23 protein-coding genes, 1 tRNA gene, 1 other RNA gene and 1 pseudogene are annotated in these 19,592 nt (G+C 67.7%); 13 read left to right on the plus strand and 13 right to left on the minus strand.

Features of this window, described 5'->3' with window-relative positions; all coding sequences use genetic code 11:
• The first annotated feature begins 90 nt into the window (after nt 1–90).
• The 8 genes from panC (at nt 91) to KNW02_RS09150 (ending at nt 6,833) form a co-directional block, all read left to right on the plus strand.
• Nucleotides 91–948, plus strand: coding sequence for a pantoate--beta-alanine ligase (panC, locus tag KNW02_RS09115; protein WP_216032954.1), 858 nt, complete (start codon nt 91–93; stop codon nt 946–948).
• Between the two features lie 11 nt (nt 949–959).
• Nucleotides 960–1,769, plus strand: a complete 810-nt coding sequence (panB, locus tag KNW02_RS09120) for a 3-methyl-2-oxobutanoate hydroxymethyltransferase (RefSeq protein ID WP_216032955.1) — start codon at nt 960–962, stop codon at nt 1,767–1,769.
• Between the two features lie 258 nt (nt 1,770–2,027).
• Nucleotides 2,028–2,270: a BolA/IbaG family iron-sulfur metabolism protein gene (locus KNW02_RS09125; protein ID WP_216032956.1), complete on the plus strand. Its 243-nt coding sequence runs from the start codon at nt 2,028–2,030 to the stop codon at nt 2,268–2,270.
• 72 nt (nt 2,271–2,342) lie between these two features.
• A complete protein-coding gene (gene grxD, locus KNW02_RS09130) occupies nt 2,343–2,705 on the plus strand; it encodes a Grx4 family monothiol glutaredoxin (RefSeq protein WP_216032957.1) in 363 nt (120 codons plus the stop codon).
• A 161-nt stretch (nt 2,706–2,866) separates the two neighbouring features.
• Nucleotides 2,867–3,823, plus strand: coding sequence for a TAXI family TRAP transporter solute-binding subunit (locus KNW02_RS09135; RefSeq protein ID WP_216032958.1), 957 nt, complete (start codon nt 2,867–2,869; stop codon nt 3,821–3,823).
• A gap of 63 nt (nt 3,824–3,886) precedes the next feature.
• The gene (locus KNW02_RS09140) at nt 3,887–5,971 is read left to right on the plus strand and encodes a TRAP transporter permease (RefSeq protein ID WP_216032959.1); all 2,085 of its coding nucleotides are present in this window, start codon (nt 3,887–3,889) and stop codon (nt 5,969–5,971) included.
• A complete protein-coding gene (locus KNW02_RS09145; RefSeq protein WP_216032960.1) occupies nt 5,968–6,327 on the plus strand; it encodes a DUF1850 domain-containing protein in 360 nt (119 codons plus the stop codon). The genes KNW02_RS09140 and KNW02_RS09145 overlap by 4 nt, the downstream gene beginning before the upstream one ends.
• 119 nt (nt 6,328–6,446) lie before the next feature.
• On the plus strand, nt 6,447–6,833 hold the full coding sequence (locus tag KNW02_RS09150) for a hypothetical protein (RefSeq protein ID WP_216032961.1): 387 nt from the start codon (nt 6,447–6,449) through the stop codon (nt 6,831–6,833).
• 24 nt (nt 6,834–6,857) lie between these two features.
• Here KNW02_RS09150 and KNW02_RS09155 read toward each other — a convergent pair whose 3' ends face one another.
• The 3 genes from KNW02_RS09155 to KNW02_RS09165 all read right to left on the minus strand — a co-directional run bounded on the left by KNW02_RS09155 (nt 6,858) and on the right by KNW02_RS09165 (nt 8,228).
• Entirely contained in the window at nt 6,858–7,478 is a 621-nt protein-coding gene (locus KNW02_RS09155; RefSeq protein ID WP_216032962.1) for a GumC domain-containing protein, read from the minus strand.
• Between the two features lie 10 nt (nt 7,479–7,488).
• A complete protein-coding gene (locus tag KNW02_RS09160; protein ID WP_216032963.1) occupies nt 7,489–7,890 on the minus strand; it encodes an ElaB/YgaM/YqjD family protein in 402 nt (133 codons plus the stop codon).
• Nucleotides 7,891–8,151: 261 nt separating this feature from the next.
• A tRNA-His gene (locus KNW02_RS09165) sits at nt 8,152–8,228 on the minus strand.
• Between the two features lie 102 nt (nt 8,229–8,330).
• Between KNW02_RS09165 and KNW02_RS09170 the strand changes: the two genes are divergently transcribed.
• Nucleotides 8,331–8,549: a DUF6324 family protein gene (locus tag KNW02_RS09170; protein WP_216032964.1), complete on the plus strand. Its 219-nt coding sequence runs from the start codon at nt 8,331–8,333 to the stop codon at nt 8,547–8,549.
• Here KNW02_RS09170 and KNW02_RS09175 read toward each other — a convergent pair.
• A complete protein-coding gene (locus KNW02_RS09175; protein ID WP_431356751.1) occupies nt 8,530–8,964 on the minus strand; it encodes an MmcB family DNA repair protein in 435 nt (144 codons plus the stop codon). The genes KNW02_RS09170 and KNW02_RS09175 overlap by 20 nt on opposite strands.
• 142 nt (nt 8,965–9,106) lie before the next feature.
• Here KNW02_RS09175 and ssrS point away from each other — a divergent pair.
• Nucleotides 9,107–9,264, plus strand: a non-coding RNA gene (ssrS, locus tag KNW02_RS21290) — 6S RNA.
• Between the two features lie 17 nt (nt 9,265–9,281).
• Here the strand turns inward: ssrS and KNW02_RS09180 are convergent.
• The 6 genes from KNW02_RS09180 to KNW02_RS09205 form a co-directional block, all read right to left on the minus strand.
• Nucleotides 9,282–9,593 (minus strand): hypothetical protein, encoded by a 312-nt coding sequence (locus tag KNW02_RS09180; protein ID WP_216032965.1) that lies wholly within the window; start codon nt 9,591–9,593, stop codon nt 9,282–9,284.
• 69 nt (nt 9,594–9,662) lie between these two features.
• A complete protein-coding gene (gene nusB, locus KNW02_RS09185) occupies nt 9,663–10,145 on the minus strand; it encodes a transcription antitermination factor NusB (RefSeq protein WP_216032966.1) in 483 nt (160 codons plus the stop codon).
• Complete coding sequence (locus KNW02_RS09190; RefSeq protein WP_216032967.1) at nt 10,142–10,693, minus strand: 6,7-dimethyl-8-ribityllumazine synthase; 552 nt, start codon at nt 10,691–10,693, stop codon at nt 10,142–10,144. Before KNW02_RS09190 ends, nusB begins: the two co-directional genes overlap by 4 nt.
• 4 nt (nt 10,694–10,697) lie before the next feature.
• A complete protein-coding gene (ribB, locus tag KNW02_RS09195; RefSeq protein ID WP_216032968.1) occupies nt 10,698–11,816 on the minus strand; it encodes a 3,4-dihydroxy-2-butanone-4-phosphate synthase in 1,119 nt (372 codons plus the stop codon).
• Nucleotides 11,806–12,375 carry a hypothetical protein gene (locus tag KNW02_RS09200; RefSeq protein WP_216032969.1) on the minus strand — a complete coding sequence of 190 codons (570 nt, stop codon included), beginning with the start codon at nt 12,373–12,375 and terminating at the stop codon, nt 11,806–11,808. The genes ribB and KNW02_RS09200 overlap by 11 nt, the downstream gene beginning before the upstream one ends.
• Entirely contained in the window at nt 12,372–12,974 is a 603-nt protein-coding gene (locus tag KNW02_RS09205) for a riboflavin synthase (RefSeq protein ID WP_216032970.1), read from the minus strand. Before KNW02_RS09205 ends, KNW02_RS09200 begins: the two co-directional genes overlap by 4 nt.
• Before the next feature lie 182 nt (nt 12,975–13,156).
• Here KNW02_RS09205 and KNW02_RS09210 point away from each other — a divergent pair, with 182 nt between their 5' ends.
• From KNW02_RS09210 to KNW02_RS09220, 3 genes are all read left to right on the plus strand, one after another.
• On the plus strand, nt 13,157–14,491 hold the full coding sequence (locus tag KNW02_RS09210; protein WP_216032971.1) for a capsule polysaccharide biogenesis protein: 1,335 nt from the start codon (nt 13,157–13,159) through the stop codon (nt 14,489–14,491).
• A 136-nt stretch (nt 14,492–14,627) separates the two neighbouring features.
• The gene (locus KNW02_RS09215) at nt 14,628–15,716 is read left to right on the plus strand and encodes a polysaccharide biosynthesis/export family protein (RefSeq protein WP_216032972.1); all 1,089 of its coding nucleotides are present in this window, start codon (nt 14,628–14,630) and stop codon (nt 15,714–15,716) included.
• 9 nt (nt 15,717–15,725) lie between these two features.
• Nucleotides 15,726–17,738: a capsule polysaccharide biogenesis protein gene (locus KNW02_RS09220; protein ID WP_216032973.1), complete on the plus strand. Its 2,013-nt coding sequence runs from the start codon at nt 15,726–15,728 to the stop codon at nt 17,736–17,738.
• Here the strand turns inward: KNW02_RS09220 and ribD are convergent.
• The 3 genes and pseudogenes from ribD to KNW02_RS09235 form a co-directional block, all read right to left on the minus strand.
• A complete protein-coding gene (gene ribD, locus KNW02_RS09225; protein WP_216032974.1) occupies nt 17,735–18,712 on the minus strand; it encodes a bifunctional diaminohydroxyphosphoribosylaminopyrimidine deaminase/5-amino-6-(5-phosphoribosylamino)uracil reductase RibD in 978 nt (325 codons plus the stop codon). The genes KNW02_RS09220 and ribD overlap by 4 nt on opposite strands.
• A 29-nt stretch (nt 18,713–18,741) precedes the next feature.
• Nucleotides 18,742–19,206 carry a transcriptional regulator NrdR gene (gene nrdR, locus KNW02_RS09230; RefSeq protein WP_216032975.1) on the minus strand — a complete coding sequence of 155 codons (465 nt, stop codon included), beginning with the start codon at nt 19,204–19,206 and terminating at the stop codon, nt 18,742–18,744.
• Nucleotides 19,207–19,469: 263 nt separating this feature from the next.
• Nucleotides 19,470–19,592 (minus strand): annotated as a pseudogene (locus KNW02_RS09235) (IS5/IS1182 family transposase); the annotation flags it as partial.

The raw sequence follows: 19,592 nt of genomic DNA on the forward strand, positions 1-19,592 counted from the left end.
GAAAAACGACATGCTGCGACGCAGCACTTGTGCGAATCTGTTCTCTGACGGTAGGTTGCGCCCCAACCACGGGGGCGGAGGGGTCCGAGGATGCAGATTTGCCGCGACAGGCAGGCGATGCGCGAGCGCGTGACCGAGTGGCGCAGCGGGGGGGAACGCATCGCCCTGGTGCCCACCATGGGGGCGCTGCATGACGGCCATATGACGCTGGTGGCCCGCGCCCGCGACTGGTTGGATGCGCATGGCGGCGGCAGGCTGGTCACCTCGATCTTCGTCAACCCGACGCAGTTCGGCCCGAACGAGGATCTGGACAAGTATCCCCGCGACGAGGCGGGCGATCTCAAGCGCCTGCAGGCCGCCGGTTGCGATGCGGTCTTCCTGCCCACGGTCGAGGATATCTATCGCCCCGGCGCGCAGACCATCGTCGAGGTCACCGGCCTGTCGCGGGTGCTGATGGGCCGGCTGCGGCCCGGCCATTTCCGCGGCGTGGCGACGGTGGTGACCAAGCTGTTCAACATCGTCCAGCCCGATGCGGCGGCCTTTGGCGAGAAGGATTACCAGCAGCTGACCCTGGTCCGGCAGATGGTTTCGGATCTGGACATGCCGGTCCGGATCGTCGGCGTGCCGACCGTGCGCGAGGCCGACGGGCTGGCCATGTCCTCGCGCAACCAGCGGCTGACGCCCGAACATCGCGCCGCCGCGCCGGTGCTGAGCCAGTCGCTGGACCGGGCCGAGGCGATGGTCGCCGCCGGCGCCGGCCTTGCCGCCACCCGGGCCGAGATCCGCCGCATCCTTGGCGCCGAGCCACTGGCTCAGGTGCAATCCGTCGACATCCGCGATGCCGCCAACCTGTCGCGCATCTCGGCCATCACCCGGCCGGTGGTGATCCTGCTGGCCGTCCGCTTTGGCGACGTGCTGCTGATCGACCAGCGCGTCGCCCATCCCTGAAGGAGCAGCCCATGTCCGCCCAGGCCCCGGTCAAGCGTATCACCGTCCCGCAGATTGCCGCGCGCAAGGGCGATGTCCCGATCGTCGCCCTGACCGCCTATACCGCGCCGATGGCCGCGCTGGTCGATGCCCATGCCGAGGTGATCCTGGTCGGCGACAGCCTCGGCATGGTGGTCCACGGCCTCACCTCGACCATCGGCGTCACGCTGGAAATGATGATCCTGCACGGACAGGCCGTCATGCGCGGCAGCCGGCAGGCCATGGTGGTGATCGACATGCCCTTCGGCAGCTATGAGGAAAGCCCCGAGCAGGCCTTCCGCAACGCCGCCAGGGTGATGACCGAGACCGGCTGCGGCGCCGTCAAGCTGGAGGGTGGCGCGCGCATGGCCGAGACCATCCGCTTTCTGACCAGCCGCGGCATCCCGGTGATGGGTCATGTCGGGCTGACCCCGCAAGCGACCCTGACCATGGGCGGCTTCAAGACCCAGGGCCGCGATCAGGACAGCTGGCCCGCGCATATCGAGGACGCCCGCGCGGTGGCCGAAGCCGGCGCCTTCAGCGTCGTGGTCGAAGGCGTGATGGAGGCGCTGGCCGACCGGATCACCGAGGCCGTCGCCGTGCCGACCATCGGCATCGGCGCCTCGGCCCGTTGCGACGGGCAGATCCTGGTGCTTGACGACATGCTGGGCCTGTCGGGCCGGGTGCCGCGCTTCGTGAAGAAGTTCGGCGATCTCGGCCCCCGCGCCGATGAGGCCATCGCCACCTATGCCGCCGCCGTCCGCGACCGCAGCTTTCCCGCCGCCGACCAGACCTATCGCTGATCGGGCCACGCGGCATCGCCCCCCACGACGACCGGATCGCGGAGGGGGATCGGGCAGGCACCGAGGCGGTGACGCAGCGGATCGGCGGGCCGCGACAGCGGCTTTCCTCCGCCATCCCGACACGCGCCCCATACTTCCCCGATGGCAGTGATCCCACGGCGGAATCGGCACGATCGCGGCAGATCGCCCCACCGTCCGACCTTGCGGCCCCATCATGGTTCCCCTACATCTGAGACCAAGGAAAATAAGGACAACGCTATGGCGATGGAAGCTCATCAGATCGAGGCCCTCATCCGTGCGGCGTTTCCCGACGCGCAGGTCACCGTGACGGATCTGGCCGGCGACGGAAACCACTATGCCGCCGAGGTGATCGACGAGAGCTTCCGCGGCCAGAACCGCGTGCAGCAGCAACGCGCCGTCTATGCCGCCCTGCAGGGCAAGATGGACGGCCCGGCCGGCGAGTTGCACGCGCTGGCATTGACGACCAAGGTTCCGGACTGATCGGGCCTTGCCCGGCCCCGACCCAGGATTTCGGCCCGGTGACGGGCCTCAGACCCAAGAAGGACTGACGCGATGAGCGATGTGAAAACCGAAATTCAAGGCATCGTCGATGCCAGCGACGTGGTGCTGTTCATGAAGGGCACCAAGGAAATGCCGCAATGCGGGTTTTCCAGCCGCGTCGCTGGCGTGCTGAACTACATGGGCGTCGATTATCGCGACGTGAACGTGCTGGCCGATGACGCCATCCGCCAGGGCATCAAGGAATTCTCGGACTGGCCGACCATCCCGCAGCTTTATGTGAAGGGCGAATTCGTCGGCGGCTGCGACATCATCACCGAGATGACGCTGTCGGGCGAACTGGACCAGCTGTTCGACCAGAAATCCGTGACCTACAACAAGGAAGCGGCAGAGAAGATCCGCGAGGCAAACGCCTGATCTTCCGACCGAAACGGACCACAATGCGGGCGCGGCCTCCCCGGTGGAGAGCCGCGCCTTTTCGTCATGTGCAGGTGATCAGCGGCGCGGGAGATTGGGCTTTGACCTGCGCCGGAAAGCCTCCTAACCTGCCGAAAGACAAGAAAATCAGGGAGGAAAACATGACCATTCGCAGCAAGCTTGCCTGCCTTGCCGCAGGCGCGGCGCTGTCGGCCCTGCCGCTGGCTGCCTCGACGCAGGAATTCATCAATATCCTGACCGGCGGCACCTCGGGCGTCTATTATCCGGTCGGCGGCGCGCTGTCGAAGATCTATACCGACGGCATTCCCGGCGCGAAGATCCAGGTGCAGTCGACCAAGGCCAGCGTCGAGAACCTGAACCTGCTGCAACAGGGCAAGGGCGAGATCGGGCTGGCGCTTGGCGATTCCGTCAAGCTGGCGGCCGAGGGCGATGCCGATGCCGGCTTCCCCGCCCCGCTGGAAAACCTGCGCGGGATCACGGCGATGTATCCGAATTTCATCCAGATCGTCGCCAGCGAGGAGTCGGGCATCAGGACATTGGAGGATCTGAAGGGCAAGGCGCTGTCGGTCGGGGCGCCGAAATCGGGGACCGAACTGAACGCCCGCGCGATCCTCGCCGCCGCCGGCATGAGCTATGAGGATCTGGGCAAGGTCGAATACCTGCCCTTCGCGGAATCGGTCGAACTGATGAAGAACCGCCAGCTTGATGCGACGCTGCAATCGGCTGGCCTTGGGGTGGCCTCGCTGAAGGATCTGTCGGTCTCGATCCCGATCAGCGTCGTCGCGGTACCGGCCGAGGTGGCGGACAAGCTGGGCGCGCCCTATATCGCCCAGACCATCCCGGCCAATACCTATGAGGGCCAGACCGAGGATGTGGCGACCGTCGCCGTCATCAACTTCCTCGTCTCCAGCAGCAATGTCAGCGACGATCTGGCCTATCAGATGACCAGGCTGATGTATGAGAACCTCGACGTGCTGAAGGCCGCGCATGCCGCGACCAACAGCATCGACGTGCAGAACGCGCTGAAGGGGATGCCGATCCCGGTGCATCCGGGCGCGCAGAAATATTACGACGAAGTGGGCGTCGCGGCCGAGTAGGGTCCGGACCATGCGGGCCGGGGCGGCCTGCCCCGGCCCGCTTTACAACAGCCGGATGATCTCATGACCGAAGCCCAGCACCCTGCCCCCGCGGGCGATCCCGATCTTGGCCTGCACGATCCGCTGGCCGAGAGCTTTCCGGCCGGGCGCGAGGGCCGCGCCCTCTACTGGATCGCGGTCGCCTTCTCGCTCTATCAGATCGCCATCGCCGCCCATATCGTGACCCTGTCCAGCCAGATCCAGCGCGCGATCCATCTGGGCTTCCTGATGCTGCTGTGCTTTCCGCTGCTGGCCGCCCTGCGTCATCGCGGGCCTGTGGCCAGGACAATCTCCTGGGCGATGGCCGGGCTGGGGGTGGTGGTCGCGGGTTATCAATGGGTGGAATATGTGCCGCTGATGCTGCGCTCGGGCTCGTTGAACGGCGCCGATGTGGTGATCGGGGTGATCGCGCTGGTCACCACCTTCGCCGCCGCCTGGGTGGTGATGGGTCCGGCCCTGCCCATCGTCTCGGGGCTGTTCCTTGCCTATTCGCTGTTCGGGCACTATGCGCCCGGCCCGCTGGTCACGCGCGGCTATGACTTCGCCCAGGTGATCGAGCAGATGAGCTTTGGCACCGAAGGCATCTACGGCACGCCGCTTTATGTCAGCGCGACCTATATCTTCCTGTTCATCCTGTTCGGATCCTTCCTTGAAAAGGCCGGGATGATCCGGCTGTTCACCGATGTCAGCCTGGGCATGGTCGGCCACAGGATGGGCGGCGCGGCCAAGGTTTCGGTGGTCAGTTCCGGGCTGATGGGCACCATCTCGGGCTCGGGCGTGGCCAATGTCGTGACCACCGGACAGTTCACCATTCCGCTGATGAAAAGCTTCGGCTATCGCCCGGCCTTCGCCGGCGGGGTCGAGGCGACGGCCTCGATGGGCGGGCAGATCATGCCGCCGGTGATGGGCGCGGTCGCCTTCATCATGGCCGAGACGCTGGGCGTCGCCTATGTCGAGGTCGTGCGCGCCGCCATCATCCCCGCGATCCTGTATTTCGCCAGCGCCTTCTGGATGGTCCACTTGGAGGCCGGGCGCCGTAACCTGCGCGGCATGGCAGTGGAAGACCTGCCCTCGGCCCGCAAGGCGCTGCGCAAGGGCTGGTATCTGATCCTGCCGCTGGCGGTGCTGGTCTATCTGCTGTTCTCGGGCTACACGCCGCTTTTCGCGGGCACCGTCGGGCTGGCGCTGACGATCATGCTGATCCTTGGCGCATCGGCCGCCCTGGGCCTGCCCGAGGGGGTGCTGCGGCTGATCTTCTGGGTCGGGCTGGGGCTGGTCGCGGCCAGTTTCCTGCGTTTCGGCAATAACGCGCTCTGGGCCGGGATCGGCGCGCTGCTGGTCTGGAACGTGATCAATGCCGGCGGTCGCAAGACCATCTGGCAGGTGATCGACAGTCTGGCCGAGGGCGCCAAGACCGCCCTGCCCGTCGGCGTCGCCTGCGCGCTGGTCGGCGTCATCATCGGCACCATGACCCTGACCGGCGCGGCCAATACCTTCGGCCTTTATATAGTGTCGGTGGGCGAGGACAGTCTGGTGCTGTCGCTGATCCTGACCATGATCACCTGCATCGTGCTGGGCATGGGCATCCCGACGATCCCGAACTACATCATCACCTCGACCATCGCCGCGCCCGCGCTGCTGCAACTGGGCGTGCCGCTGATCGTCAGCCACATGTTCGTCTTCTATTTCGGCATCCTCGCCGACCTGACCCCGCCGGTGGCGCTGGCCTGTTTCGCGGCGGCACCCATCGCCAAGGAGAACGGGCTGAAGATCAGCTTCGAGGCGCTGAAGGTCGCCGCCGCCGGTTTCGTCATCCCCTACATGGCGGTCTATACCCCGGCACTGATGCTGCAGGATGGCGGCGCGCTGGCGCAATCCATCGGCTACATGCCCGCCGTGGCCTATATCGTGGTCAAGTGCGTCCTTGCGATCGGGCTGTGGGGCGCGGCCGTCATCGGCTGGCTGAACCACCGCCTGATGATCTGGGAGCGGCTTCTGGCCGCCACCGGCGCCTTCACCCTGATCGCCGCCCTGCCGATGACCGACGAGATCGGCTTTGCCCTGGCGCTGGCCTTCGTCGCCCTGCTGTGGCTGCGGCGCCGCCGGTGAGCGGCTGCCTGCTGGCCGGGGCGATGATGATCGCGCTTTCGGGCAACGGCTTCCGGCTGGAATGGACCCATTCCGTCGAACGGGTCGCCTGGCGCGAGGACTGGCGGATCGAGGGCGGCCTGCTGCATCTGCGCCGCGCCGCCGTCAAGGGTTCCGGCGCCGGCATGGAGCCGGGCGAAGGCGCGGTCCTGAAGGATGGCTGGTGGGCCTGGTCGCCCGATCTGCCGCCGCAGCCCGAGCTTCTTCTGGCCGCCAGCGGTGCAACGGGTGGGGGCTGGCGGATCTGCGATGCGGGCGGGTGCCGGGAACTGGGCCGGGCCAGCGGGGCGCCGATCCGCCTGCGTCCCTGCCCGTGATGGCGGGCTGACGGCAGGAAATCGCCGCGATCGCGGCGACTGAACGCCCCGATTGTATTATGATCCGTGCGGTGCAATGCTGTCTGGTGTTTGATGCAGCATATTTTACGGGTCCTTTCATGTCGTCGCAGAAATTCCGCTTTGTTATCATCGAGAAGGACAGTTTCGTCGCCCATGACATGCGCGAGGGGCTGAAAGCCGCCGTCCCCGGTTGCGATACCCATCACCTGACCGATCTTGACGGCGCATCGGGGCTTGTCACCACGGATGCCGAAGCCGGGTCGCCACGGACCGTCATCGTGACAAAACTGTCGCTCGCGCAGCTTGACAGCAGCGGCTTGACGCAGCTTGCGCAGCAGATGCGGGCCGAAATCGTCGTCCGTCTGGGCGAGGATCCCCGGGCCGCCGTGACCGAGCGCGGCTGGCTCAGCCTCGCCTCGCCCTTCACCTGGGAGGATCTGGCCGGTCTGGCCAGCGATCTCGGCCGCCGTCCGACCGCCGCCTGAGCCGCTCAGCGAAAGCCGGCGCCTTCAGGACAGATCGTCCTCCTCGTCCTCGGGGGCGGGATCGGGCGGTCTGCCCCCGGCAAGCCTTGAGGCCAGTGCGACGCCAAGGGCAAAGGCGCCGATCAACCCGGCCAGCCCCCCGGCATCGCTGCGCGCCGCGCGCGAGACGCGCCGGGCGGCCTGTCCGGCACCACGCCGCGCCGCGTCGATGGTGTCGTCGCCCAGCCCCGACTTGCGGGCCGTGTCGCGGACCCGGCGTGCGGCATCCCCCATCAGGGTTTCGACCCTGGTTTCGGCGCGGGACGCCATGCGCATGGCTTCGGTTTTAGCGCGACCGACGGCGGCATCCGCGGCCAGGCTGACCCGCGCCTCGACCTCGCGGCGCAACTCGTCGGTGTCGGGCATCGGATGGCGCGTCTTCGAGGCGACGGCGAGGATGACCAGCCCGATCACCACCAATCCCGCCCCCAGGGCCAGCGAGGCCAGCATCGCCCCCCAGCCAAGGCCATTCGCCAGCCATGACCACAGCGCCGCCAGCAGAAACCCCGCACCAAGCGCCAGAACCACCCCGGCCACGGCCTTCAGCGCCGAGCGCCGGGCGATATCGCCCAGCGCCAGCTGCATCTTGCGGGCATAGTCGAACATCCGGCCGGTCTCAGCGGCGGGCGAGGATCAGACCGACGAGGAAGCCGATCCCGGCCGCGACCCCCAGGGCCCGGGCGGGATGGCGGCGCACCACATCGGACAGTTCGTCATATCGGGCCTCGGCGTAATGGGCGACGTCATCGGCGCGACGCTGCCCGTCGGCATAGAGGCGTTCGGCCTCGGCCCGCGCGCGGCTGGCATATTCTTCGCCCTTTTCGCGCGCGCTTTCGGCAAATTCCGCGCCACGCTCGCGCAGGCGTTCGACCGAGGGGTTGTCGGCCAGCCGGCTTGCGGTGTCGCGCACGTCCTCGGCGATCTTGCGTGCCCCCTCCTTCAGGTCGTCACGGGTCTTGCGCAGGGCGGCATCGGTGTCGCGCTTCATCTCCTGGGCGGTATCGGTGGGCTCTGCCATCTCATGTCCTTTCGATGTAGGTTCGCCGGCTGTGGCACAACCCGGCGCTGACGGCATGGTTCCGCGATCCCGCCGAATATGCCGCTTGGCCGCGCGGTTATGCCCGCCCTTCCAAGATTGTTGCAGTTTCGCAGCCGTTCAAGCCAAGATCATGGAAATCGGGCGGTTTTCCTGCGGCAAATCAGCACTGGCCGCGGCATTCCGGGGGCAATTGTCCCGGCTCGGGGCGGGGCGCAACAGGGGTGTTTTTCGGACCGGAAGTGGTACCGCCTCCCCGGCTTGAACGGGGGACCTCTGGATCCACAATCCAGCGCTCTAACCAACTGAGCTAAGGCGGCACGGATGCGTTCTGTAACGCCGCCACGCCCCGGTTGCAAGCCCGACTTGCCGCGAAAACCGCCACGCGCTACAGAAAGCGCCAGCAAGACAAGGATGAACCCGTGAGCATCAACAGCGAAAGCGATATCGCCGCCAATCTTCAGATCGGGCCGACCGACCGGGGCATGGTGCGGATCTATGTCGAGGCCGAGGGGATCGACCTGCCGCTGGATTTCGATCCCGACGAAGCCGTCGAGATCGCCGAGGAGCTGATGGCGGCAGCCGAGGCCGCGCGCCAGTCCGGCGCCACCGGTGGCAAGCCTAAAAAGCCCCGCCGCTGACGCCCTCGGGATCGGTCAGCATCCGCAGCCGCTGCGAGGCCACCCGCGCGACATCGCGCATCAGCCGGCTGCGCCGCGCCCCGGCGAGCCTGGTTTCCGGGGCCATGCGCCGGATCTCGGCGCCATAGGGATCGGCCATGATCAGCCCGGTCCCGTCGGGCAGCAGGTCCAGCGGAAAAACCTCGTCCACGGCCCAGAAATAACGGTCGCACCATTCCAGATAGCCCTGCCATTTGCGGTCGGCGATGAAATCGGCGCGGCAGCTTTTGCATTCGACGATCCAGATCTCGCCCTTCGGGCCGAGGCTGATCAGATCGACGCGCAAGCCGCGCACCGGCACGAATTCGGTCAGGACCGCATGGTCCATGCTGTGCAGCAGGCGGGCGACGCCGCGGGCAAGGCGCTGGCCGGGCATGATGGCGCGGGATGAGGCGGCCTGATCCATGCCGACAGAATAGAACAAACCAGAAACTTAACGCAAGGCATCCTGCCGCGCGACGATGCAGGATCAAGATGCTTGAAAGCCTGCGGGCGGCGCCCTATGTCTCGGTGCTGGCGGGTTTCTGCTCTTCTCGCGAGCGGCCATTTTTCCACTGGCCTATAATTTCTCCGAGGGGGCTGGCTCTGGCGTGACCCTGGTCTCGTTATCCGGCGCCCACCTGGTACTCCAGGCTTTCGGGAAATCTCGTGCTGCCGCGGTCGCTGCGGTTCCCGCCACCTCGCCGAGGCGCCTCAGGGCCTGCTGCGTCCGCGCGCCGGGGCCGTGACCGGCGCCGGGATCATCGGCAGGCGGCGCACGCGCCTGCCGCCGCGCGGCTCTTCCGGTTCGGCCATGCGCATCACGGCAATGCCGAACTGCACGCCCGCGAACAGGATCGTGTTGAAGAAGACCAGCATCAGCGCACCCAGCCAGCCGGAGGAACTGCCCAGCACCAGATTGCGCAGCCCGGCGACATCCAGCAGCAGAAGCAGCGCGGTGAAGGCCAGCGCCAGCGCGAAGCCGATCAGGATGCTGACGAGATAGAGGCGGACAAGTCTGGTCATGGACGGTTCTCCGGCGCCGGAAGGCGACTACCGTTCCAGTCTACAGGATTCCCGTGCCTTGCGCACCGATCAACTTGTCGCGGCGCCGAAGGCGTCCGGGCGCAGCTCGCGCGCCACATGGTCCAGCACCGCATTGACGAATTTCGGCTCGCGCCCGTCGGGGAAGAAGGCCTGGGCCAGACGCACATATTCGGTGATGACCACTTTCGGCGGCGTCGCCGGGGTCACCAGTTCGGCGCCGGCGGCACGGAACAACGCCCGCAGCACCGGGTCGATCCGGTCGATGGGCCATTTCGCCACAAGACCGCGATCCGTCGCCTGGTCGATCTTCGACTGCCAGGTGACCGCGTCGTCGAGGATCCGGCTGAACAGGGCCTCGTCGGCCTCTGGCGCCGGACCGTCCTCGTCCTCGGCGCCGATCCGGTAGGTCTGGAATTCGCGCTGGACGCGATCGGCCGACTGGCCCGCCGCCTCCATCTGAAACAGCGCCTGCACCGCATAGAGCCGCGCCGCGGCGCTGAGCGCGCGGCGATCCGGTTTGCCCCCGCTCATGCCCGGTCCTGCCCTTCCAGCTGCCCGGCCAGCCGGATCAGGTCATGGTTCTCGCCAAGACTGTCCGGTCCGCGCCGGCCCGCCCATTTCCGCGTCAGTGCCACCAGATGCAGCGCCGCCGCCGCGGCACCGCCGCCCTTGTTCTGGCCCTGCGGGTCGGCGCGCACCTCGGCCTGCCCCGCATTCTCGACCGTCAGGATGCCATTGCCGATGCAGATGCCCTGCAGGCCCAGCAGCGTCAGCGCCCGCGAACTGTCGTTGCAGACCGTGTCGTAATGCGTCGTCTCGCCCCGGATCACGCAACCGAGCGCCACGAACCCATCGTAATTCGCCTTCCGAGCCGCGATGCCGACAGCGGTGGGAATTTCCAGCGCGCCCGGAACCTCGACCACGTCGAGGCTGGCCCCGGCCCCCTCGGCCACGGCGCGGGCGCCGGCCAGCAGCCCCTCGGCGATGTCCTTGTAATAGGGCGCGATCACCGCCAGCAGGCGCACGGGCGCGTCGAAACGCGGCAGGTCAAGCTGGTGATGCTGGGTATGCGAGGCCATGATCTCAATCCTTCGGAATAGGCCGGGTGGAATGGATCGAAAGACCGTAGGCGTCAAGCCCCACCACCTTCACCGGCGCCGAATTCGTCAGCAGCATCAGTTCGGACAGCCCCAGTGCCGACAGGATCTGCGCGCCCAGCCCGTATTGGCGCAGCGTGTGCGGGCCGACCTCGCCCGGCTGCGGCACGGCATTCGACAGATCGCGGATCAGGACCACAACGCCCCTGCCCTCGCGGGCGATCTCTTCCATGGCGGCGGGCAGGCTGCCGGCATCCTCGCGCCCGATGCCCAGCACGTCATGCAACGGATCCAGCGCGTGCATGCGCACCAGCACCGGCCCCGGCCCGGTCAGATCTCCCTTGGTCAGCACGATATGTTCGGCGCCATGCGTCTCGTCAGCGAAGATGCGCATCATCCAGTCGCCGCCATGCAGCGAATGCACGGGGCGCTGGCTGCGCTCGGCGATCAGGTTGTCGTGGCGGCGGCGGTAACGGATCAGGTCGCTGATCGTCCCGATCTTCAGCCCGTGCTTCTGCGCAAAGGCGATCAGGTCGGGCAGCCGCGCCATGCTGCCATCCTCGTTCATGATCTCGCAGATCACGCCCGCGGGGTTCAGCCCGGCCAGCCGCGAGATATCCACCGCCGCCTCGGTATGGCCGGCGCGGACCAGCACGCCCCCCTCGCGCGCGCGGAGCGGAAAGACATGGCCCGGCGTCGCGATATCGGCCGCGCCCTTGCCCGGGTCGATGGCCACGCTGACCGTGCGGGCGCGGTCATGGGCGCTGATGCCGGTCGTCACCCCTTCGCGCGCCTCGATCGACATGGTGAAGGCGGTCTCGTGGCGGGACGAGTTCTTGGGGCTCATCAGCGTCAGCCCGAGGGCGTCGATCCGTTGCCCCGTCAGCGACAGGCAGATCAGCCCGCGGCCATGGGTGGCCATGAAGTTGATCGCATCGGGCGTGGCCATCTGCGCCGGGATGACCAGATCGCCCTCATTCTCGCGATCCTCGTGATCGACGAGGATGAACATGCGGCCGTTGCGCGCGTCCTCGATGATCTCCTCGATCGAGGAGATCACATCGGAGTAATCCGCCTCGACCGGGCCGGGCTGTTCATATTGCATGGTGTTGTCCTTCGAAATACCGCGTCCCGTCGATGAATCCCGCCAGTCCCCCGGCGGCCATCGCCTCGCGTTCGTGATCCGTCTCGCCGATCATCAGCACCGCGTCGCCGGGCAGGCCCTGATCGCGCAGCCAGGTCTTCATGGTGTCGCGCATGCCGGCCCAGCCCTGCCCGAAAGGCGGCAGGGCCATGGCCGAGGTCGCCTCGATCCGTCCGGCCAGCGCCTGCGCGTCAAGACCCGGCCCCGCGCCCAGATGGCGGGCAGCGGCCAACCGGGCCAGGACCTGCGCGCGATTGGCGGCCAGCGGCGCCCCGTCGCGGAATACGCCAAGCGCATTCGAGGAGAACAGGAAGGCGACCAGATCGCGCCCGGTGGTGGCGCGCACGCCGGCATAGGTCCGGTAATCCAGCCCGAGGGCCTGCGCCCGGCGGACCCGCAGCCGCACCACCTCGACCGGCAGCACCGGCAGCAGCGCGGCGCGGGCCTGCCGCCAGCAATGCGCGCGCCAGGCCGTCCCAGCGAGGGACGGGCCACGGTTATGTCCGATGCCCGCGCTCATCCCGCGGCGCCCGCCTCGGCCAGCCGCGCGACATAACGGGCCAGCGTGTCGATTTCCAGATTGACGGCGTCGCCTTCCTGCACATCGCCCCAGGTGGTCACCTGCCGCGTATGCGGGATCAGGTTGATGCCAAAGCTGTTGCCCTCGACCTCGTTCACCGTCAGCGAGGTGCCGTTCAGCGCCACCGACCCCTTGGGCGCGATGAACCGGGCCAGCCCCGGCGGCGCCGCGAAGGTCAGGCGCAGGCTGTCGCCCTCGTCCTGCGCCCGCACGATCCGCGCCACGCCATCGACATGGCCGCTGACGATATGGCCGCCAAGCTCGTCCCCGACCTTCAGGGCGCGTTCCAGGTTCAGCCGCTTGCCCACCGCCCAGCCATTCGCACCGATATTGGTCTTGGACAGGGTTTCGGCCGAGATATCGACATCGAACCAGTCGCCGCCCTTGCCGACCACCGTCAGGCAGACCCCGTCGCAGGCGATCGAGGCGCCCAGATCGACGCCGCCCATGTCGTAGCCGCAGCCGATGCGGGCGCGCATGTCGCCGCGCATTTCGACCGCGCGGACGAGGCCGATATCGGTGATGATCCCCGTGAACATGATGTGCCCCTTGCCGTTACAACTGACCTAGGCCATCGCCCTGCGCCACGCAAGCACCTGCACCGCCCGGCCGGGCGCCGGGAACGCAGGGGAATGGTGGATTATTATGGAAATGCTAACCCTTGCATGCGATGCATGAAGGGACGACCCACGCGAAGCTGGCCATTTCCGATCCGGACAAGATGCTCCACCAGACCCTTGCCAATGATGCCCCCGAGGCAGAGCCGCAGCCGAATACCGAGGATCGGGTCTTCCTGCTGCTGCAGGGCCCGCACGGACCGTTCTTCGACCGGCTCGGCCAGTTGCTGCGTCAGGCGGGCGCCACGGTCTGGCGCTGCGGCTTCAACGCGGGGGACGAGTTCTTCTGGTCCGACAAGGATCATTTCATCCGCCATGCCGGCAGCATGCAGGACTGGCCCCAGCATCTGGACCGGATCCTGGTCGAGAAGGGCGTCACCGACATCGTCCTTTACGGCGATGTGCGCCCGATCCACGCCATGGCCCGCAGCGCGGCCAGCGAGGACGAGTTGCATTTCCACGTCTTCGAGGAAGGCTATCTGCGCCCCTACTGGATCAGCTACGAGCGCGGCGGCTCGAACGGTCATTCGGCGCTGCTGCAGATTCCGCTGTCGCAGATGCGCGCGGCTTTGCGCGATTCCACCAACGAAATTCACCGCCCGCCCGCGCAATGGGGCGACATGCGCCACCACAAGTTCTATGGCGCCTTCTATCATTTCCTGGTGCTGGCCGCGAATCGCCGCTATCGCCGCTATGGCGGGCATCGCCAGATTTCGGTCGCGCAGGAATTCCGGCTGAACCTGCGCCGTTTCCTGCTGTCGCCCGCCTATAACTTCAAATCGGCACTGCAATGGCGGCGATACCGGCTGTCCGGCTGGCCCTATACGCTGGTGCCGATGCAGCTTGAGCATGATTCGAACTTCCTCGGCCACTCGCATTTCCGCCGCAACAGCCAGTTTGTCGACCTGGTCATCGCCGAATTCGCCCGCTCGGCGCCGCGCCACCATCACCTGCTGTTCAAGGCCCATCCGCTGGAGGACGGGCGCGCGGGAAACCGGGGCTCGATCCGCGACGCCGCGCGGCGCCACGGTGTCGCGGGCCGCGTCCACTACCTGCGCGGCGGCAAACTGGCGGAACTGCTGGCCCATGCCCGATCGGTGGTCACGGTCAATTCGACCGCCGCGCAACAGGCGCTGTGGCGGGGAATTCCGGTCAAGACCCTTGGCCGGGCGATCTATGCCAAGCCCGGAATCGTGTCGAACCAGCCACTTGCGGCCTTCTTCGCCGATCCGCAGCCACCCGATCCGAAGGCCTATCGCGTGCTGCGCGACTACCTGCTGCAGACCAGCCAGGTGCCGGGCGGGTTCTATTCGCGCCGCTCGCGCTCGCATGCGCTACGGCTGGTGGCCGACATGATGCTGTCAGCCGATGACCCCTATCGCGCTCTGGCCAAGGGACATGTCGCACATCGGCACCAGATATCGGATCGCGAAGCATAAAGAGGCACAAAACGTGTGGCATCCTTGGGTTGCAGAAGTTAGATTATGTCCAAACCGTGCGAGCAGCCGGACCAAGAATAAGCAGGAGCCAGAGGTGACAGTTTTCTATTCTCAAGCCGGAGCCCTGAGGCTGACAATGGCGCTTGCGCTTACGGTTCTGTCGGCCTGCGGCCTGTCGCGGACCGGGCCGAACAAATCCGAAATCTTCGCCGGGGCGGTCGAACGTGGCGGAAACGCCCAGGTCATCTACGTCAATGACCACGTCACGCGCACGGCGAATTTTGCGCCGGTCTACGGTTTCTCGAACAGCTTCCTCGGTGCCAGCCAGATCGGCGCCGACGAAATCCGGCCGGGCGACGTGCTGGGGCTGTCGATCTGGGAAAACGTCGATGACGGGCTGTTGACCTCGCTTGGCAGCAGCTCGACCTCGTTGCAGGAAATCCAGGTGGACAGCGGCGGCTATATCTTCGTGCCCTATGCGGGACGGATCCGGGCCGCCGGCAACAGCCCCGACGAGCTGCGCCAGATCATCACCGAACGCCTCAGCGCCCAGACCCCCGACCCCCAGGTCAGCGTCACCCGCCTTGCCGGCAACGGCGCGACGGTCTCGGTGATGGGCAAGGTGATGTCGCAGGGCGTCTATCCGATCGAACGGCCGACCCGCACGCTTTCGGCCATGCTGGCCGGTGCCGGCGGCGTCTCGATCGAACCCGAGATCGCCGTGATCACCGTCAAGCGCGGAAACGAGCAGGGCAAGGTCTGGCTGACGGATCTCTATGGCAGCAAGTCCAACGACATCGCATTGCGTCCCGGTGACATCATCCTGGTCGAGGAGGATCAGCGCAGCTTTACCGCGCTTGGCGCGCTGATGGGCCAGACCCGGGTGCCACTCGGCAACGAGATCATCAATGCCACCGAGGCCATCGCCATGGTCGGCGGCCTCAGTTCGGCACTGGCCGATCCGACCGGCGTCTTCGTGATGCGCGACGAGCCTGAATCGGTCGCCAGCAGGGTCCTGGGCAAGCCGGTCTATGGCAGCCAGCGCATGGTCTATGTCCTCGATCTGACCCGGCCGAACGGGCTGTTCCTCGCCCGCGATTTCCTGATCCGCGATGGCGACACGCTCTATGTCACCGAGGCCCCCTATGTCAGCTGGAACAAGTCGCTGGCCGCCATCACCGGCAGCGTGACCTCGGCCGATACGGTAGCCACCTTCGGCGACTAGAACCACGCCATGCGCGACCGCGGAAGTCCGGCCGCCGGGGAGTTTCCCCGGCGGCTTTGCGTCTATAATGGCGGCTTCTGGTCGAAGCCGCGCCTGCGCCGCATCCTGAGCCTTGCCGGCTGGCAGCTTGCGGCCGGCCTGCCGGGCCGGGACGATGCCGTGGGTGTCTGGGGCACCAGCCCGACCGCCTGGCGCGGACGTCGAATCGCCGCGTGGCGCGGCACATCACTGGTGACGGTCGAAGACGCCTTCCTGCGCTCGATCCTGCCGGGCCGGGCACCGGGGCCATTGGCCCGGCGCGGCCCGATCGGGCTGCTGATCGACCCGGACGGCCTGCATTTCGATCCCTCCCGCCCGTCCCGCATCGAAAGGCTGGTGGCTGGGGGCGCGGCCGACCGGCTGTCCGCACCGGCCACGGCGGGGCTTACCCGGCTGCGGGCGCTGGATCTGTCGAAATACAACGCCCATGACCCCGACGAGCCCGCCCCCGATCCCGGCTATATCCTGGTCATCGACCAGACCTGCGGCGATGCCTCGCTGATGGGGGCCGGGCGCGAGACGTTCCTGCGGATGCTCGCCTGCGCCCGGGCCGAACATCCGGGCAAGAGGATCGTCATCCGCACCCATCCGGAAACCGCCCGGGGCCTGCGCCCGGGCCATTTCCACCCCGAGGATCTGCCCGCAGCCGGACTTGTCTGCGACGCGCCGATATCTCCCTGGCGGCTGGTCGAGGGCGCGGCGGCCGTCTATGCGGTCAGTTCGCAACTGGGCTATGAAGCCCTGCTGGCCGGGCATCGCCCGCGCCTGTTCGGACAGCCCTTCTATGCCGGCTGGGGGCTCAGCGACGACGAAATTCCTATGCCTGCAGGCCGGCGCGGCCCTGCCAGCCGCGAGGCGCTGTTCGCCGCCAGCCATCTGCTGGCCCCGGTCTGGTACGATCCCTGCCGCGACCGCCTGACCGATTTCGACGGCGCCGTCGATCAGTTGCAGGCCGAGATGCAGGCCTATCGCCAGGACCGCAAGGGGCATCTGGCCTATGGGATGCGCCTGTGGAAGCGGCCCTTCATCGCCCGCGCCTTCGGCGATGCCCGGCCGGTCCGCTTTGCCGCACAGCCCTCGGACGCGGTGACGCTGGTCTGGGCGGGGCGCGCCGCCGAGACGCCGCGGGCCACCCGGGTCGAGGATGGTTTCCTGCGCTCGCGCGGTCTTGGCGCAGCCCTGACCCCGCCGCTGTCACTGGTGGCCGACGATCTGGGCATCTATTACGATCCGGGCCGCGAAAGCCGGCTGGAACGGCTGATCGCGGCCGGGCCACCGCCGGGCGGCGAGGTCCGCGCCGACCGGCTGATCGAGGCGATCCGGGCCGCGCGGCTGACCAAATACAATCTTGGCGGGGCCGGCGATCCGCCGCCGCGGCCCGCCGGGCGGCGGGTCATCCTCGTGCCCGGACAGGTCGAGGATGACGCCTCGATCCGCCTGGGCGCGGGGCCCGAGCGGCGCAATCTGGATCTGCTGATGCGGACCCGGGCCGACAATCCGGATGCCTGGCTGATCTACAAGCCGCACCCGGATGTCGAGGCGGGGCTGCGCCCGGGGCTCATCGCCGAAGATGACCTGGCGCGGCTTGCCGATCAGGTCGCGCGGCATGCGGACGCCGTGACCCTGTTCGGGCAGGTGGATGAGGTCTGGACGATCACCTCGACCCTGGGCTTCGAGGCGCTGCTGCGCGGCCTGCCGGTGACGACGCTGGGCGCGCCGTTCTATGCCGGCTGGGGGTTGACCCGCGATCTGGGTCCGGTGCCCGGCCGCCGGACCGCCCGCCCGTCGCTGGCGGCATTGGCCCATGCCTGCCTGATCGCCTATCCGCGCTATCGCGACCCGCGTACCGGCCTGCCCTGCCCGGCCGAGGTCGCGCTGGAACGCCTGTCGGATCCCTCGACGGGGCGCGCGCCGCCCGCCTTGCGCCTGCTGGCCAAGGCGCAGGGAATGCTATCGGGTCACAGCTGGATCTGGCGCCGCTAACCGGCCAGCCAGCGGTGGAACAGATCGCCCCCCATGCGCCGCGTCTCGACCAGACGAAAGCGCGGCGCATCGGCAAGCGTCGTCAGGGCCAGCGGCCCGATCGCGGCCCGCCCCTCCTGTCCCAGCACCAGCCCCGCCGTGTAGCCCACAAGCTGATCGACCAGTCCGGCACGCAGCAGCCCGGCGGCCAGCGCGCCGCCCCCTTCGCAGAACAGCCGGGTGACGCCGCGCCGCGCCAGATCGGCCATGATCGCATCCAGATCGCCCGAAACCTGCCAGAGCGGGCCGAAATCGCCGCCCTCCCCGGGCAGATCGGGCAGGGGCTGCGTGGTCACGATCACCCTTGCGGGTTGCCGCACCGGGCCGAAGCCGCGGACGTTCAGCGACGGGCGGTCGGCGCGGGCGGTGCCGCCGCCGACCATGATCGCGTCATGGATCAGCCGCAGCGCATGGACATGGCGCCGCGCCGCCGGGCCCGTGATCCACTGGCTTTCGCCCGAGGCGGTGGCGATCCGGCCGTCGAAACTGGACGCCAGCTTCAGCGTCACGAAGGGCCGCCCGCGGGTGACTCGGGCAAGAAAGCCCGCCTGCACGGCGCGGGCCTGCGCCTCGCCCATGCGCTCGGTCACCGCGGTCCCGGCCGCGCGCAGCATGGCATGGCCGCGCCCGGCCACCCGCGGATCGGGATCGGTCAGGGCGCTGACCACGCGCGCCACGCCGGCCGAGACCAGCGCCTCGGCGCAGGGCGGCGTGCGGCCGTGATGGGCGCAGGGTTCCAGCGTCACATAGGCCGTCGCCCCGCGCGCCAGCGGACCCGCCTGATCCAGCGCCACCCGCTCGGCATGGGGGCGGCCGCCGGGTTGCGTCCAGCCGCGCCCGACCACCCGGCCTTCGCGGACCAGAACGCAGCCGACCGCCGGGTTGGGCCAGACATTGCCCAGACCGCGCCGCGACAGGCGCAGCGCATGGGCCATGTGGCGGGCGTCGTCTCCGGCGGCAGGGCTCAATCGGCGGCGGCGCCGGGGCGCAGCTCCGACACGAATTTGTCGAAATCGTCGGCGTCCTGGAAGTTCTTGTAAACACTTGCGAAACGCACATAGGCGACATTGTCGATGCGCGACAGTGCCTCCATCACGATCTCGCCGATCATCTTCGAGGGAATATCGGTCTCGCCGGTGCTTTCCAGCCGCCGCACGATGCCCGAGATCATCTGCTCGATCCGTTCCGGCTCGACCGGGCGCTTCTGCATGGCGATGCGGATCGAGCGGGCCATCTTGTCGCGATCGAAATCCTCGCGCTTGCCGTTCGATTTCACCACCACCAGATCGCGCAGCTGCACCCGTTCATAGGTGGTGAAACGGCCGCTGCAGGCCGGGCAGAACCGCCGCCGCCGGATGGCGACATTGTCTTCGGCCGGGCGTGAATCCTTGACCTGCGTATCGACATTTCCGCAAAACGGGCAGCGCATCCAGTGGTCCCCTCGGCCCTACGATCCGCAGCCACTATAGGCAGCCGGGCAGGGTTTGGGTAGGGTTATCCACAGCCTACAAGATCGGCGATGACAATTCTGTGACCGGAAAGCCGCGCCCCACCCCAGCGGCGGCGGTCGGGAGCGCTGGAAATTGTGCGATGCAGCATGGTTCCCGTCTTTGAACACCATAGTTGCCGTATTGGCTCGGCGTTGTTGCAGAACGCCGGTTTGAGCCGAGCTTGCGCCTTTCCCCCGCGATCTTAGGCGACGCGTTCGATCTCCGCTTGGCCGAGAGCGTTGAAGCGGTTCATGAGGGCAATGCGGATGTGGATTTCGGCGGTCTGGCGGTCAGGGTCTCGTGATGCGATCCTCTCCCCGAAGGA

The sequence above is a fragment of the Paracoccus marinaquae genome, from assembly GCF_018860165.1.
Taxonomy (GTDB): Bacteria; Pseudomonadota; Alphaproteobacteria; order Rhodobacterales; family Rhodobacteraceae; genus Paracoccus; species Paracoccus marinaquae.